The organism is Methylobacterium sp. Leaf113 (assembly GCF_001423325.1).
Classification (GTDB): Bacteria; Pseudomonadota; Alphaproteobacteria; order Rhizobiales; family Beijerinckiaceae; genus Methylobacterium.
In genome coordinates, this window is sequence record NZ_LMNJ01000015.1 from 1 (window position 1) to 13,885 (window position 13,885).

At 68.5% G+C, this 13,885-nt stretch carries 13 protein-coding genes and 1 pseudogene; 10 read left to right on the top strand and 4 right to left on the bottom strand.

Going from position 1 to position 13,885, the window contains the following annotated elements; all coding sequences use genetic code 11:
- Both ASF60_RS26015 and msrA read right to left on the bottom strand, forming a co-directional pair.
- Window positions 1-633: pseudogene (locus ASF60_RS26015) on the bottom strand (1,3-1,4-beta-glycanase); the annotation flags it as partial.
- A 404-nt stretch (window positions 634-1,037) separates the two neighbouring features.
- The gene (gene msrA / locus ASF60_RS11730) at window positions 1,038-1,556 is read right to left on the bottom strand and encodes a peptide-methionine (S)-S-oxide reductase MsrA (RefSeq protein WP_056184647.1); all 519 of its coding nucleotides are present in this window, start codon (window positions 1,554-1,556) and stop codon (window positions 1,038-1,040) included.
- A gap of 360 nt (window positions 1,557-1,916) precedes the next feature.
- Between msrA and ASF60_RS11735 the strand changes: the two genes are divergently transcribed.
- Window positions 1,917-2,288 (top strand): TonB family protein, encoded by a 372-nt coding sequence (locus ASF60_RS11735; RefSeq protein WP_056184649.1) that lies wholly within the window; start codon window positions 1,917-1,919, stop codon window positions 2,286-2,288.
- A 2-nt stretch (window positions 2,289-2,290) separates the two neighbouring features.
- Here ASF60_RS11735 and ASF60_RS11740 read toward each other — a convergent pair whose 3' ends face one another.
- Complete coding sequence (locus tag ASF60_RS11740) at window positions 2,291-2,593, bottom strand: hypothetical protein (protein WP_056184651.1); 303 nt, start codon at window positions 2,591-2,593, stop codon at window positions 2,291-2,293.
- 185 nt (window positions 2,594-2,778) lie between these two features.
- Between ASF60_RS11740 and ASF60_RS11745 the strand changes: the two genes are divergently transcribed.
- The 9 genes from ASF60_RS11745 to ASF60_RS11785 all read left to right on the top strand — a co-directional run bounded on the left by ASF60_RS11745 (window position 2,779) and on the right by ASF60_RS11785 (window position 11,789).
- On the top strand, window positions 2,779-3,021 hold the full coding sequence (locus tag ASF60_RS11745; protein WP_056184653.1) for a DUF2171 domain-containing protein: 243 nt from the start codon (window positions 2,779-2,781) through the stop codon (window positions 3,019-3,021).
- Window positions 3,022-3,293: 272 nt separating this feature from the next.
- Window positions 3,294-4,511: an ABC transporter substrate-binding protein gene (locus tag ASF60_RS11750; protein WP_056184656.1), complete on the top strand. Its 1,218-nt coding sequence runs from the start codon at window positions 3,294-3,296 to the stop codon at window positions 4,509-4,511.
- Window positions 4,512-4,737: 226 nt separating this feature from the next.
- The gene (locus tag ASF60_RS11755) at window positions 4,738-5,592 is read left to right on the top strand and encodes a branched-chain amino acid ABC transporter permease (RefSeq protein WP_082503692.1); all 855 of its coding nucleotides are present in this window, start codon (window positions 4,738-4,740) and stop codon (window positions 5,590-5,592) included.
- A gap of 15 nt (window positions 5,593-5,607) precedes the next feature.
- Window positions 5,608-6,714, top strand: coding sequence for a branched-chain amino acid ABC transporter permease (locus tag ASF60_RS11760; RefSeq protein WP_082507903.1), 1,107 nt, complete (start codon window positions 5,608-5,610; stop codon window positions 6,712-6,714).
- Window positions 6,711-7,481: an ABC transporter ATP-binding protein gene (locus tag ASF60_RS11765; protein ID WP_056184658.1), complete on the top strand. Its 771-nt coding sequence runs from the start codon at window positions 6,711-6,713 to the stop codon at window positions 7,479-7,481. The genes ASF60_RS11760 and ASF60_RS11765 overlap by 4 nt, the downstream gene beginning before the upstream one ends.
- Entirely contained in the window at window positions 7,478-8,191 is a 714-nt protein-coding gene (locus ASF60_RS11770; RefSeq protein WP_056184660.1) for an ABC transporter ATP-binding protein, read from the top strand. The genes ASF60_RS11765 and ASF60_RS11770 overlap by 4 nt, the downstream gene beginning before the upstream one ends.
- A 37-nt stretch (window positions 8,192-8,228) precedes the next feature.
- The gene (locus ASF60_RS11775; RefSeq protein ID WP_056184662.1) at window positions 8,229-9,476 is read left to right on the top strand and encodes a Zn-dependent hydrolase; all 1,248 of its coding nucleotides are present in this window, start codon (window positions 8,229-8,231) and stop codon (window positions 9,474-9,476) included.
- Window positions 9,477-9,498: 22 nt separating this feature from the next.
- A complete protein-coding gene (locus tag ASF60_RS11780; protein ID WP_056184664.1) occupies window positions 9,499-11,001 on the top strand; it encodes a M81 family metallopeptidase in 1,503 nt (500 codons plus the stop codon).
- Window positions 10,998-11,789, top strand: a complete 792-nt coding sequence (locus ASF60_RS11785; RefSeq protein ID WP_056184666.1) for a FadR/GntR family transcriptional regulator — start codon at window positions 10,998-11,000, stop codon at window positions 11,787-11,789. The genes ASF60_RS11780 and ASF60_RS11785 overlap by 4 nt, the downstream gene beginning before the upstream one ends.
- Window positions 11,790-11,870: 81 nt before the next feature.
- On the opposite strand, the gene ASF60_RS11790 is transcribed toward ASF60_RS11785, so the two are convergent.
- Window positions 11,871-13,031 (bottom strand): helix-turn-helix domain-containing protein, encoded by a 1,161-nt coding sequence (locus ASF60_RS11790; protein WP_156634045.1) that lies wholly within the window; start codon window positions 13,029-13,031, stop codon window positions 11,871-11,873.
- Window positions 13,032-13,885: the final 854 nt, after the last annotated feature.

A 13,885-nucleotide genomic window follows, 5' to 3' on the forward strand; every position in this document is an offset into this window, starting at 1 on the left:
GCGGAAATTCGCCGCGGACAGATCTTCGACCTTGTGATCGCGCAGGGTCAGCGTTTCGCCAGTCTCGAGCTTGATGACCGTATCCGCCCCGACCTGGGATATCGCCGACTTGACCTTGGCAAAGCTTGTCAGGCTGGAATAGGATTGCAGTTGTAGAAAGTCCTTGGCCGCATCGAACCCGATCACGACATCGGACCCTTCGCCTTTCGTGACGACGAAGGTGTCTACGCCGCTGCCACCGATCAGAACGTCGTTGCCGGCGCCGCCGTTCAACGTGTGGCTTCCGGTGCCAGGCGCGCTGATGATGTTGTCGACGTGATTGCCGGCACCGCTTGAATTATTGCCGGCCAGCGTGAGATTCTCGGTACCATTCGGAAGTGTGTAGTATTTCGACGTCGACACGACCGTGTCGATGCCTTCCCGGTCGTTCTCTACGACGACGTCATTTTGGGTGTAAACGAAATAGGTATCATCTCCCAACCCACCCGTGAGCGTGCTATTGCCTCCGGTGCGAAGGCCGTCGTTGCCGGTCGTCCCTGAAAGGGTTGATTTGGCAGTTCCGACGGAACCACGACCATAGGTTTCGCCCACCGAGAGCAGCGTCCCGGCGGCGTTGAGGTATGTTGCAGGCATCGAGCTCGCCCTTGATGAAGGACGTGACTTCAATTCAACTCTGTGAATTGATCGTTACTTAGCCGAGAAATGCTCGGAATTAACTATAAAATCCCGCAACCAAATTGCGTCGGCGCGACAACTTACCCTTTCGCAGCGCGTGTCGAGCAGAAAGGATGTTGCCGGGGATCGACACGGATGCATGTCGTGCCGACCGGAAGCGGGGTCCGACCGGATTGGATCGGTTGCGGTTTCGAGACCGACAGGAATGCTGAGGTCGACGGCTCGATCCTGTCCGGCGGCTCCACCTTCTGCATGACCGATCAGAGACGTGAATCAGGGACCTGCGTCAGCGACTTGGGAAAGGGGGGGCGGCCCCACGTCGTGGTGCGCCCCGCACCGGGATGCGGGGCGCCCTTCACGTCTCAGGACAGTTGCGGAGTGGAGGCCCGGGCCGGCAAAGTCCAGTTCGGGCGGATGAAGTGGCAGGTGTAGCCGTCGGGACGCCGCTCGAGATAATCCTGGTGCTCGGGCTCGGCCTCCCAGAACGGGCCCGCCGGCGTTACCTCGGTGACCACCTTGCCGGGCCACAGGCCGGAGGCGTTCACGTCCGCGATGGTGTCCTCGGCGATCTGCCGCTGCGTCTCGTCGGTGGTGAAGATCGCCGAGCGGTAGCTCAGGCCCCGGTCGTTGCCCTGACGGTTGGGCGTGGTCGGATCGTGGATCTGGAAGAAGAACTCCAGCATGCGGCGGAAGCTCGTCCGGCTCGGGTCGTAGACGATCTCGATGGCCTCGGCATGGGTGCCGTGGTCGCGGTAGGTCGCGTTCGGGACGTCGCCGCCGGTGTAGCCGACCCGCGTGGAGATCACGCCCTCCTGGCGCCGGATCAGGTCCTGCATGCCCCAGAAGCAGCCGCCTGCCAGGATCGCGCGTTCGTGGCTCATGGTTCAACCTCTCTGCGATGAAAGCGTCATCGGGCTTTGCCTTAGATAGGGAGGCCCGCCGGCTTTTGCCGCCACCCCGTCAGCCCCCGAGGCGCGGCGTTTCCGGCACGTCTTCGCCGGGCCTGTGCCGCGCCGCACATCGGCGCGGATGGTCCGGGTGCATCACGGGGGTGGCCGTCATCGCCCCCTCGGCGGCCGAAACCAGCGGCGCAGCGGCCCTCGCAGGCCCTGCGCCGTTCGCATGTTCGGTGCTGACATGACCGGCTCTTCCGACCCGACGGGATCTCTCAGGCCGGCGGACTCGCGTCTGCCCCGGAACGGGCCGGGAGCCGCGCGTCCCGACGTCGTGGAGCACCGCCGATGAGAGCGGCCGACAGGGCCCGCGGGCTCGGCCTCGCCCTCCTTCTCCTCGGCACGGGCGCGAGCCAGGCCCGCGACCGGACCGGCGCGGTGGTGCGCGCCTGGGTCTCGGAGGTCATCGATACCATCGACGGGGCCGTCCAGAAGCAGGCCTTCCCGGGCCGGGGCCGCACCGTGACCGTCCGGGTCCAGGTGGCGGCGGACGGCTTCGTGAACCGCGTCGCGGTCGAGCGCAGCTCCGGTTCGGCGGATCTCGATGAGCGGGCGACGGCCCTGATCCGGGCGGCCGGCCCGTTTCGCCCGCCGCCCGCCCCTTTGCTGACCCGGGCGGGCACGACGGATCTGAGCTTTCCGGTGCGGCTGGGCCGCTGAGATCAGGGCGGCGTCGGGCTGCCCCGCATCGGATCGGGCGGACGAAGCGCATCCGGAATGGTCGCGTCTCGAATGGTCCCGTCGTCGGCCGGCCGGCGCGCCCGCGCGCCGATCAGCAGGGTGCGCTGGCCTCGCATGATCTTCAGCAGGCGCTCGGTGCGGCCAAGCTCCGCCTCGGCCTCGGCGGCGTCCCGATCTTCGGCGAGGTGGACGGCGATGCGGAGCATCTGCTCGATCCGCCGTGCCTCGGCCGTGGCGATGATCCGCTCCACCGCGCCGAGCCCCTCGTCCCACGCCGCCGTCATCCGCCGCCCCCAGAGCCTCCTGCGAAGGAGCCACCTTCGGGCATCGTCCGGCGGCCCGCACTCACGTTTGTTGCGCCCCGGCTCCGATCAGGGGTCGGTCGGTGACCGTTGCGGCCCACACCGCTCTGAACCTTGGCCGACCCGGCTTGTTGACGACGGTGAACCCCCACCACGGAAAGGCCGACATGGCAGAGCCCTCGGACATCAAGGCGCAGATGGAAGTGAGATCGTCCGACGGGCTGCATGTCGGCACGGTCGATCACCTGGACGGCGACACCCTGATCAAGCTGACTCGGACCGATCCGGTCGCGCATGGCCGGCACCATCTCCTGCCGCTGTCCTGGGTCGAGCGGGTCGACGAGCAGGTCCACCTCACCGCCACGGCGGCGGACGTCCGCGGCTACTGGGAGGATGCCGGCGCCGTGTGAGGCGGCCATTCCGACATCACCCGCCGGAACCGACAGCCCGTCGAAGAGCGCTTCGATGCGCCCGCACCACCACGTCATCACCGCCGATCTCTGCTGCGCCGCAAGATATCCGCCGCCGATTTGGGCACCGGGCGCCTAAGATCTGAGCGTATGCTGGCAATCTGCACAAGTGCAGCGCACCATAAATCCGCCCCTTGACGGCCTGCGCCCGCCGATATTCTATGCGTATAGTTTGGATAGTTCGGTCGGCTCGGCCCTCGAGGAGCGGTGTCATGCGGGATCGTCGCGCGTTTCTGAAAACCTCGCTGACGGCGGCGACCCTCGCGGCATCCGGAGTGCCGATCTCGGGTTTCCTGCGCAGCGCCCGGGCCGCCGAGGGGCCCCTGGTCGTCGGCGCGCCCCTGCCGATCTCGGGCGCCTTCGCGGCCAACGGCAAGTACGCGTCGCTGGGCGCCGCCTTCGCCGCGAAGGAAGCCGGCTCGGTGCTGGGCCGCACCGTCACGATCGCCGACATCGACACCGAGGGTAAGCCGGCCCCGGCCGCCCGCAAGATGCAGGAGGCGATGGCCCAGGGCACGCGACTCTTCGCCGGCGGCATCCTGTCCTCCGAGGCCCTGGTGATGGGCAAGGAGGCGGCGAAGTCCGACGCCGTCTTCATCACCACGGCGGGCGCCGACGAGATCACCGGCTCCGACTGCAACCGCGGCACCTTCCGCTGGACGGTACCGACCTTCGGCGCCATTGCGCAGACCGTCCGGCCCCTGATCGCGCAGATGCCCCAGGCCAAGCGCTGGTACACGATCACCCCGCAATACGTGTTCGGCGAAGGCCTGCTCAGCGCCGCCAAGGCGGTGTTCCAGGAGAAGGGCATCGAGCATGTCGGCAACAGCTACCACTCGCTGGCCGAGAAGGAATTCAGCGGCTACCTGACCAACGCCATCGCGGCGAAACCCGACGTCCTGCTGCTCCTCAACTTCGGCTCGCAATCCTCGGACGCGCTGCGCCAGGCGGTCAGTTTCGGCCTCAAGAAGCGCATGACCATCGTGCTCGCCTGGGCCTCGGGCCTGGAGCAGTTCGAGGCCTTGGGCGCCGACCTGTGCGAGGGCGTCTATTTCGGGGCGCAGTACTGGCACGGCATCGACTCGCCCCTGAACAAGGCCCTTGTCGCCAAGGTCCGCGAGACCGCCAAGATGACGCCGAACTACTCTTTCGCCGGCTCCTACCAGATCACGAAGCTGCTGCTCGACGCGGCCACCAAGGCCGGCAGCGCCGATGGCCCCGCGGTGATCAAGGCGCTCGAAGGACTGCGCTATGCCGGCCTCACCGGCGAGGAGGAAATCCGCGCCGCCGATCACCAGGTCATCAAGGATTACTACCTGCTCAAGGGCAAGGCGAAGTCCGCCATGAAGGACAAGGACGATTTCGCAGAGGTCATCCAGTCCGGCAAGTCGTTCCTCTCGCCCGAGGCGGCCGGCTGCAAGATGGCGTGAGGGCGACCTGAAACCAAGGTTCCTCACCAAACCGGTTGTCGGTCAAGCGCTGCGTCATCCCGGGGCGCCGCAGGCGAGCCCGGAATCCAGAGCCGCTGACGGAGCCAAGCAAGACGCCACCTGTGTTTCTGGATTCCGGGCTCCGCTTCGCGGCCCCGGAATGACGCGGTGGCGCGCCGATTGGCGTCGCTCTCGAACCAAGACTTGACGTGCACCCGGAGACCCCGTGACCTACCTGTTCCAGATCCTGAACGGTCTCGGCCTCGGGATGCTCTACTTCCTGCTGGCGGTGGGCCTGAGCATCATCTTCGGGCTGCTGCAATTCGTGAACTTCGCCCATGGGGCGTTCTATCTGCTCGGCGCCTACCTCGCTTACGAGGGCGTCGAGCGCGGCCTGAGCTTCTGGGTGGCGATGCCGCTCGCCGCCCTCGTCGTGGCGGTTCTGGCAGGCCTGACCGAGCGGCTGCTCCTGCGCCGGGTCTACAAGCTGCCCCACACCTTCCACATCCTCGTCACCGTCGGACTCGCCCTGGTGGTGCAGGAACTCGTCATCATCCTCTGGGGACCGCTCGGCGGCAACGTCGCCCCGCCGGAGGAACTGAGCGGCGTGATGATCCTCGGCGACTTCGTCTATCCCGAGTACCGGCTGTTCGTGATCGGCTTCACGGCGATCCTGGCCGCGGGCCTGTGGTGGCTCCTCGACCGCACACGCCTCGGCGCCATCGTGCGGGCCGGGTCGGAATCCCCGTCGAACATGGCGCTGCTCGGCTACGACACCCTACGCATCAACACGGCGGTCTTCGCCCTCGGTGCCGGGCTCGCGGGGCTGGCCGGGGCGCTGGCGGCCCCCATCCGCGGCGTCGAGCCCTTCATGGGCGTCGAGGCGCTGGGCATCGCCTTCGTGGTGGTGGTGATCGGCGGCATGGGCAGCTACGCCGGAGCGCTGGCCGCCGGCATCCTGGTCGGCGTCGCCCAGAGCCTGATGGCCACTCTGTGGCCGGAGGGGGCGCGCCTCGTCATCTATCTCGGCATGGCCGGCATCATCATGGCGATGCCGCGCGGCCTGTTCGGCCGGGCCTGAGCAGGATCCTTTCGCATGATCCCCTTTCTCGACCGCCCCCTCGTCCAGTTCGGCCTCGCGCTCGCCACCGTGCTGATCCTGCCGCTCGCCATGCGCTCGGGCACGCTCGCCAGCGAGATCTTGATCTTCGGATTGGCGGTCGCCGCCTGCAACCTGCTGCTGGGCTATACCGGCCTTCTCTCGTTCGGACAGGGCATCTTCTTCGGGTTGGGCAGCTACGTCGCCGGGCTCGGCCTCGTGCGGGCCGGTCTGCCCGCCCCCGTCATGCTGCTGCTGTCCCTGGCCCTCGGCGCCCTGGTGGCGGCAGCCGTGGGCTGGGTCTCGATCCGGCGCCAGGGCGTCTATTTCGTGATGCTGACGCTGGCCTTCTCGCAGATGTTCTACTTCCTGGCCTACACCTTCAGCGGCGTCACCGGCGGCGATAACGGCCTCCTCGACATCCCCCGTCCGCGCCTCGGCGGCACCGTGCTGAGCGACGCCTGGACCTATTACGCCTACGTCGCCGTGCTCTTCCTCGTGCTGTTCGCCACCCTGCAGCGGGTCGCGCTCTCGACCTTCGGGCGCACGCTGCTCGCCATCCGCGACAACGAGGGCCGGGCCGGGGCCATCGGCTATCCGGTGCGGGCGTTCAAGGTCGCGGCCTTTGCGATCTCGGGCGCAGTCACGGCCTTGGCGGGCGCGCTCCACGCCATGCTGATCGGCGTCGCCCCCCTGTCGAACATCGACTATCACACCAGCGAAACCCTGCTGATCATGACGATCATCGGCGGCAGCGCCAACCTGTTCGCCTCGCTCCTCGGCGCCGGCGCCTACCTGCTCGCCGCCGACGCCCTCTCGGCGATCTGGCCGCGCTGGCTGCTGCTCCTCGGGCTCCTCCTCATCGTCATCACGCTGTTCCTGCAGCGCGGCCTCTGGGGCCTGATCGAGCGCGCCGTCGCCCTGGTGACGCGGGCGCCGCCGCCCGCGGAGAGCCTTCCCCTCCCCCTCGTGGGGAGGGGCCAGGGGTGGCGCCGCCAGCCTCCGCCGGTCGAGGGCCACCCAGCCACCCCCACCGCCAACTCCTCCCCACAAGGGGGAGGAGGGCAGCCTGGTGCCCGGCCGGCCCCGGAGGCGAACCGATGAGCGAGCCCATCCTCGCCACCGACGCCTTGAGCGTCCGCTACGGCAGCTTCGTCGCCCTGCAGGACGTGACCCTGCGCATCAGGCAGAACAGCGTCCACTCGATCATCGGTCCCAATGGCGCCGGCAAGACCACCCTGTTCCACGCGCTCACCGGCCGGATCGCGCCTTCGGCCGGGCGCATCGCCCTGGCCGGCCGGGACATCACCCGGACCGCGGACCACGAGCGCGTGCGCCTCGGCCTCGCCCGTTCGTTCCAGGTCACCAGCCTGTTCCCGACGCTCAGTGTTCGCGAGAACCTGCGGCTGGCGGCACAGGGTCGGACGCCCTGGCAAGCGCTCGCGCCCTGGCGCCGGGCGGAAGCGAACCGGCCGGCCCTAGCCATGGCGGAGGCGATGCTGGACCGCCTCGACCTGACCCGCGTGGCGCTCCGCGCCGCCGGCGAACTCTCCCACGGCCAGCAGCGCCGCCTCGAAGTCGGTATGGCGATGGCGGCCGCGCCGAAGGTCATCCTCCTCGATGAGCCGACCTCCGGCATGGGCATCGACGACATCGCCGCGATGACGGCGCTGATCCGCGACCTCGGCCGCGACCACACCGTGCTGTTCATCGAGCACAACATGGGCATCGTCATGAACATCTCCGACACCGTGACGGTGATGCGCGCCGGCCGCGTGCTGGTGGAGGGGCCGCCGGCCCGGGTCCGCGACGACGCCGAGGTGCGCCGGGCCTATCTCGGCAACATGATCACGGGAGATCTGGTCTCGTGAGTGGTCCCGCCGCCCTCAGCGTGGAGGACGTCCACGGCTATTACGGCAAGAGCCACATCCTCCAGGGCGTCAGCCTGGAGGTGCGGGCCGGCGAGATCGTCTGCCTGCTCGGCCGCAACGGCGCCGGCAAGACCTCGACCCTGAAGGCGATCAGCGGCCTCCTGCCTCCGCGCGGCGGCCGCGTGCGCTTCCACGACACCGACGTGGCGGGTTGGCCCGCCCATCGCATCGCGCGGGCCGGCCTCACCCTCGTGCCGGAGGATCGCGGCATCTTCAGCCTGCTCAGCGTCGAGGAGAATCTCCGCATCGCCGTCCGCAGGGGCTCGCCCTGGGGCATGGCCGAGATCTACGCGATGTTCCCGCGCCTCGAAGAGCGCCGCCGCAACGGGGGCGCGCAGCTCTCGGGGGGCGAGCAGCAGATGCTCTCCATCGCCCGCGCCCTGCTCAGCGGCCCGAAGCTTCTCATGCTCGACGAGCCGGTGGAGGGGCTGGCCCCCGTCATCGTCGAAGAGATCGTGGCCCAGATCCGCGCCATCCGCGACGCCGGGGTCCCGATCCTGCTTGTGGAGCAGAACCTGGCGGTCTGCACGAGCCTCGCCGACCGCCACTACATCCTCGAGCTTGGCCGCGTCGCCTACGCGGCCGGCAATGCCGAATTCAAGGCCGACGACGCCGCGCGCGACCGCTTCCTCGGCGTCAAGGCCACCTGATCGCGGACCGCGTGAGCACCAGGAAACCCGGGACACAATGTCGAACCTGACCATCAACGCCGAGCGCCTCTGGGACACCCTGACGGAGACCGCAGCGATCGGCGGCACGCCGGATGGCGGCATCGCCCGCCTGACCCTCAGCGAGGACGACCGCCGGGTGCGCGACTGGCTCAAGGCCCAGGTCGCGGCGCTCGGCTGCACCCTCACGGTGGATGCCGCCGGCAACATGTTCGCCCTGCGCCCCGGCCGGAACTCGGACCTGAAGCCCATCGCGTTGGGCAGCCACCTCGACACCCAGCCCACCGGGGGCAAGTTCGACGGGGTGCTGGGCGTGCTGGCCGGGCTCGAAGTGCTGCGCACCCTCGACGGGGCCGGCTACGTCACCGAGGCGCCGCTGCTCCTGGTCAACTGGACCAACGAGGAGGGCGCGCGCTTCGCCCCCGCGATGCTGGGCTCCGGCGTCTATGCGGGCATCTACGACGGCGCCTGGGCCGAGGCCCGCCGGGACAGCGCCGGCACCAGCTTCGGCGCAGCCCTCGACGCCATCGGGTATCGCGGCGCGGCCGTCCCCGGCTCGGTGCCGTTCGGGGCGATGTTCGAACTGCACATCGAGCAGGGTCCGATCCTGGAGGCGGAGGGAGCCACCATCGGTGTGGTTCAGGGCGTGCAGGGCATGCGGTGGTTCGAGGTTACCCTGGAGGGCCGGTCGTCCCACACCGGCTCGACCCCGATGCCGCTGCGCCGCAACGCGCTGGTCGGCGCCGCCCGCCTGGTCGAAGCGGTGGATGCCGCCGCCCACGCGCACGCCCCCGACGCGGTCGGGACCGTCGGCCACCTCACGGTGACGCCGAACTCCAACAACGTCATTCCCGGCCACGTCTTCCTTACCGTCGACCTGCGCCACCCGCAGGACGCGGTGCTCGACGCCATGGAGGCGGCCCTGCGGGCGGCCGTCGAACGCGTCACCACCGACCTCGCCCTGGAAACCCGGCTCGAACCCATTTCCCGGATCGCGCCCGTCGCCTTCGATCCGGACTGCATCGCCTCCGTCCGGCGCGCGGCCGAGAAGGGCGGGCATCCCACCCGCGACATGGTCTCGGGCGCCGGCCACGACGCCGCCCACGTCGCCGCCCTGGTGCCCACCACCATGGTGTTCGTGCCGAGCGCCGGGGGCCTCAGCCACAACCCGGCGGAGTCGACCTCGCCCACCGAATGCGCCGCCGGCGCGCAGGTGCTGCTCGACGCGGTGCTCGACTACGATTCCCGCCATTCCGCCTCGGCCTGATCGAACGACGCGAGTTGCTGCCATGCGCATCGTCACCGCCCGGGTGAACCACGAGACCAACACCTTCTCGCCGCTGGCCACCCCCCTGGCGGCCTTCAACCCGCTCTGGGGGGCGGAAGCTCTGGCGGCGGGGCGCGACGCCACCACGGCGCTCGGCGCCTTCATCCGCTTCGCCGAGGCGCGCGGCGCCACCGTCGTGGTTCCGGTATCCGCCCATGCCAACCCGAGCGGCCCGGTCGCGGACGCGGCCTTCGAGGCGCTGAGCGCGGCGATCCTCGCGGCGATCGGCCCGGGCTGCGACGCCATCCTGCTCGACCTGCATGGGGCGATGGTGACCGAGAGCCACGACGACGGCGAGGGTGAATTGCTCGCCCGCATCCGCGCCCTGGCGCCGGGCGTGCCGCTCGGGGTCGCCCTCGACCTCCACGGCAACATCACGGCCCGGATGGTGGCGAACTGCGACGCGATCGCGGGCTTCAAGACCTATCCGCACGTCGACATGGCCGAGACCGGCGCCCTGGTCGCCGGCATCGTCGGGCGCATGCTCGACGAAGACCTCAAACCCCATCGCGCCTGGGTCCACCCGCCCATGCTCGCCCACACCCTGCGGATGGACACCCGCGTGCCCGGCCCGATGCAGGACGCCGTCGCGGCGGCCCGCGCGGCGGAGACCCGCCCCGGCGTGCTCGCCGCCACGATCTTCGGCGGCTTCGCCCTGGCCGACTTGTTCGAAGCGGGCGTCTCGGTCACGGTCACGGCCGAGACGCAGGAGGCCGCCGACCAGGCCGCCCAGGATCTCGCCGCGGAACTCTGGTCCGCGCGCGACGCCTTCGTTTACGCCGAGGCGCCGCTCGGCGCATCGATCGCGGCGGCCAAGGCGGCGCTGGCGCAGCCCGGCACGGGTCCGGTGCTCCTCCTCGACCACGGCGACAACTGCATGTCGGGCGGCACCTGCGACGTGATGGACGTCCTCGCCGCCGCCCTCGAGGCGGGCCTGGACGGCCTCCTCGCCGGCCCGATCTGCGATCCCCAGGCCGTCGCCGCCCTGCACGCGGCCGGCCTCGGCGCGGCGGTCGCGATCGGCGTCGGCAACCGCGTGCCGCTCCCGGGGTTTTCCGCTCAGGCCCCCCTGATGGTCGCCGGGACGGTGGCGGCCCTCGGCGACGGCACCTACGTCATCACCGGCCCGACCTATACGGGTCAACGCTGCCGCATGGGCCGGGCGGCGGTGCTGGACACGGGCGCCGCCCGCATCCTTGTCACGGAGGAGCCCCACGAGCCCTGGGACCTCGGCGTGTTCACCAGCCTCGGCCTCGACCCGGCAGCGGCCCGGGTGCTGATCCTGAAGTCGCGGATGTATTGCCGGCCGGTGTTCGAGCCCCTCGCCCGCGCGGTGGTGGAATGCGCGAGCCGGGGCGTCACCAGCTCGGATTACGGCCTGTTCCCGTTCGGCAAGCTGGCCCGCCCGATCTTTCCCCTCGACGCGGACGTGTCCTGGGCGCCGGCGAGCCCGGCGGCCCGATGAGCGCGCCCGAGGACGCCGGTCCGCCCGCGGCGCTGCGGCGGATCAAGCTGTCCGACCAGATCGCCGAGGATCTGTGCAACCGGATCGCCCGCGAGCGCCTGGCCCCGGGCGACCGCCTGCCGAACGAGCGCGCCCTGATGCAGCATTACGGCTGCGCCAAGGGCACGATCCGCGAGGCCCTGAAGGCCCTGGAGGTCCAGGGGCTGGTGACGATGCAGTCCGGCCCCAACGGCGGCCCGGAGATCCGCCCGATCTCGGTGGACGCCGCCGCGCAGCAGCTGCGCCGCTTCCTCCACTTCCAGGAACTCGACTTCGCCCAAGTCTACGCCCTGCGCCGCAGCCTGGAGGTGACGCTCGGCGTCAGCGTGGTCGGCCGCCTCGGGGACGCGGAGTTCCGCCGCCTGGAGGCGAACATGGCGGCCTGCGCCGCCGCCAACGCGGGCGACCAGCGCGGTCTCGGCCGCGTGGTGGAGGTCGATTTCCACGACATCCTGTGCGACGCCAGCGACAACCCGCTGCTGGCCTTCATGTGCCGGTTTCTCAACAGCCTGCTGCGCGACCTCGTGGAGTTCCGCAGCGACAGCCTCACCGAGCACGAGGCCTTCGGCGCCCACAATCTCGAAAGCCACCGCGCCCTCGTGGCCGCCTACCGCGCCGAGGATGCCGAGGCCGTCCGCCGCGAGATGCACAACCACATGTGCTGCGCCGAGCACTTCATGCAGCGCCTCGACGCCAAGTTCCGGAAGGACCTGTTGAGCCGGCGGGGAGCGAACGGCGCGGCGTCGTGAGCAGGACCCGCGCTCGGCTCGACTCTGTCGTTTTCGTTTGTCTGATCGGGATAACCGGTTTCCGCGGATCCCTGACAAACGCTAGAGTTCACGCAGCCAGGACATCAGGCGTGACGCGCGGTCGTCATGCGGGCAGACTTGGTAGGTGGCGTCGACCTCGCTCGGGTTCAGGCCGTACTTGCGCCGGAACGCCCGGCTGAACACCTGCTCGTTCTCGAAACCGCTCTCGAACGCCAGTTGCGCGATCTTCGGGCGGCGCCCGCCGGGGGCGGAGGCGATCTGCTGCATGGCGTGCGCGAGGCGCCGGCTGCGGATATAGGCGTAGACCCCCCCATCGGCCTCGAACAGCTTGTAGAGGGGCGTCCGCGACAGGCCGAACTTGGCCATCAGGGTCTCGGCGTCGATCGTGGCGAGGTTTCGGTCGATCGCCTGGCGCACGGCGATCCCGAGGACGCCGGTGTGATTGTAGGCGCTGTCCGACTCCGCCACGAACGCCGCGTTGCAGAGGGCGATGGAGGCCTCGGCGAGCCGGTCCTTCTGCAGCGGCGCCGCCGTCCGAAGGCAGGTCCGCAAGCCTTTCAGATGGTCCGCGAGCAGCAGGGTGAGGGGCGTGGTCGTCGGAGGGATGATCCGTCCATGCCAGCTCGACGGATCGCCGCGCCAAGCATCCAGGACACGGCGCGGCACGATCGCGCCCAATTCGGCCCCTCCGCCCGCGCGGTCGATCGAAAGTTCCTGAGAAAGATCGAAGACGACCAGCATCTCCTGCCCGATCTCCGAAACGCACCCTCCAGTTGCAATCTTTTTCTGACCTGAAAGCTGAAGCGAGATGCAGATGTGATCGATGTTCTGGTTCGCGATTTGCGACGATTTTCTCTCCGCGACCTGCTTGAAGCCGTCGGCCTCGGTAAACATCATCTTCTTCAGATTATAATATCTCTGGTATACGGTTTGCGGAACGAAGACATCCTGCTCGCAACGCACCTCGAACAGATCCGCCAAACCATCGATCCAGGCTCTTTGGCGCGTATTGTTGTCGGCGATGTTCTGGAACAGATATTCGATCATCCATCCAAGCCAAAAACTGGCCCTCGCTAGTGCCTGAAATTCGATAAACAATTCCTGTTTATGTTCGCCGAGAAACTTATTGATCGCCCCAGGTGCAGTGAATAGCGCCGCCGCGTTTCCGCAGGATCCAGGACGGATCGTCTGTATTGACGGATGGAATGTCCGTCCGTGCACACGGCATCATCAGCCGCGGACCGGCACGCATGCGCCCTGGTGCACGTTTTGCGTGCAGCGAGGCCAATTGGTCGGCTGAAACGGCACTGGGGCGATTCGCCAGCGCCACATGCACATGGGCTTCGGCGGCGCGAGTCGCTCGACCTGGAGCGTGCCCGCGGCCGAAGCCCGTCCGCCCAAGCCTGCAATCTCGGTGGAATCGGCACAGCCATGCAATCGCCCCTCCCGATTGGGATAGAGAAAGATTTGGCGTCGCCTATATTTTCTTGGAGATTCGATATCAGTCTTATAGAATAGTATCGTCTGGTCAATAGGCTGCGACAGCGAACCCGATATCTGAATCTAGACAGACTAGCCTCCGCTCCCGACGGGACAGATGGCCTGACGGCCCGCGTCGACCTCGGACGACAGCCTGCTCGCACGGCCGCAGGGAAAGCGGAGGCCGAGCGGTTCGAGACCGGTGGTCCCGGTCGGACGCTCCAATCGAGGCCAGCAGGATCGGGTTCAGGGCTTGACGAGAGGCCAATCCAGAACGTCGCGGGCGCGTGATCTTGGAACGACTCCCGCAGCATCGGAACGCAATTCGATCACATTCCATCGCGGATCATCGACCCGACATCCAATGCCATTCTCAAGAGACGTTCGATCGAGTTCGAATAATCTCGAAATTACTGTGCTGGCATCGATCCAAGACTTGTCAGACCATCGAAGTCATCGAAATCGCCGCTGCAGAATCCGCTCCCGATGTGCCGGAAGGGATCTGGAAGACGAAGCTGAAGTCGAAGAGGAGGCGGAAGCCGAAAGGGACAAGGCTTCCGGCGATTTCCGCTCGTTCGCGGCGGGGCCGTCCGGCA

Coding starts and splice junctions, on each gene's coding strand:
- ASF60_RS11780 (WP_056184664.1), top strand. CDS start 9,499: ATGCGCATCGTCACCGCCCGGGTGAACCACGAGACCAACACCTTCTCG.
- ASF60_RS11760 (WP_082507903.1), top strand. CDS start 5,608: ATGATCCCCTTTCTCGACCGCCCCCTCGTCCAGTTCGGCCTCGCGCTC.
- ASF60_RS11750 (WP_056184656.1), top strand. CDS start 3,294: ATGCGGGATCGTCGCGCGTTTCTGAAAACCTCGCTGACGGCGGCGACC.
- ASF60_RS11785 (WP_056184666.1), top strand. CDS start 10,998: ATGAGCGCGCCCGAGGACGCCGGTCCGCCCGCGGCGCTGCGGCGGATC.
- ASF60_RS11765 (WP_056184658.1), top strand. CDS start 6,711: ATGAGCGAGCCCATCCTCGCCACCGACGCCTTGAGCGTCCGCTACGGC.
- ASF60_RS11775 (WP_056184662.1), top strand. CDS start 8,229: ATGTCGAACCTGACCATCAACGCCGAGCGCCTCTGGGACACCCTGACG.
- ASF60_RS11740 (WP_056184651.1), bottom strand. CDS start 2,593: ATGACGGCGGCGTGGGACGAGGGGCTCGGCGCGGTGGAGCGGATCATC.
- ASF60_RS11735 (WP_056184649.1), top strand. CDS start 1,917: ATGAGAGCGGCCGACAGGGCCCGCGGGCTCGGCCTCGCCCTCCTTCTC.
- ASF60_RS11745 (WP_056184653.1), top strand. CDS start 2,779: ATGGCAGAGCCCTCGGACATCAAGGCGCAGATGGAAGTGAGATCGTCC.
- msrA (WP_056184647.1), bottom strand. CDS start 1,556: ATGAGCCACGAACGCGCGATCCTGGCAGGCGGCTGCTTCTGGGGCATG.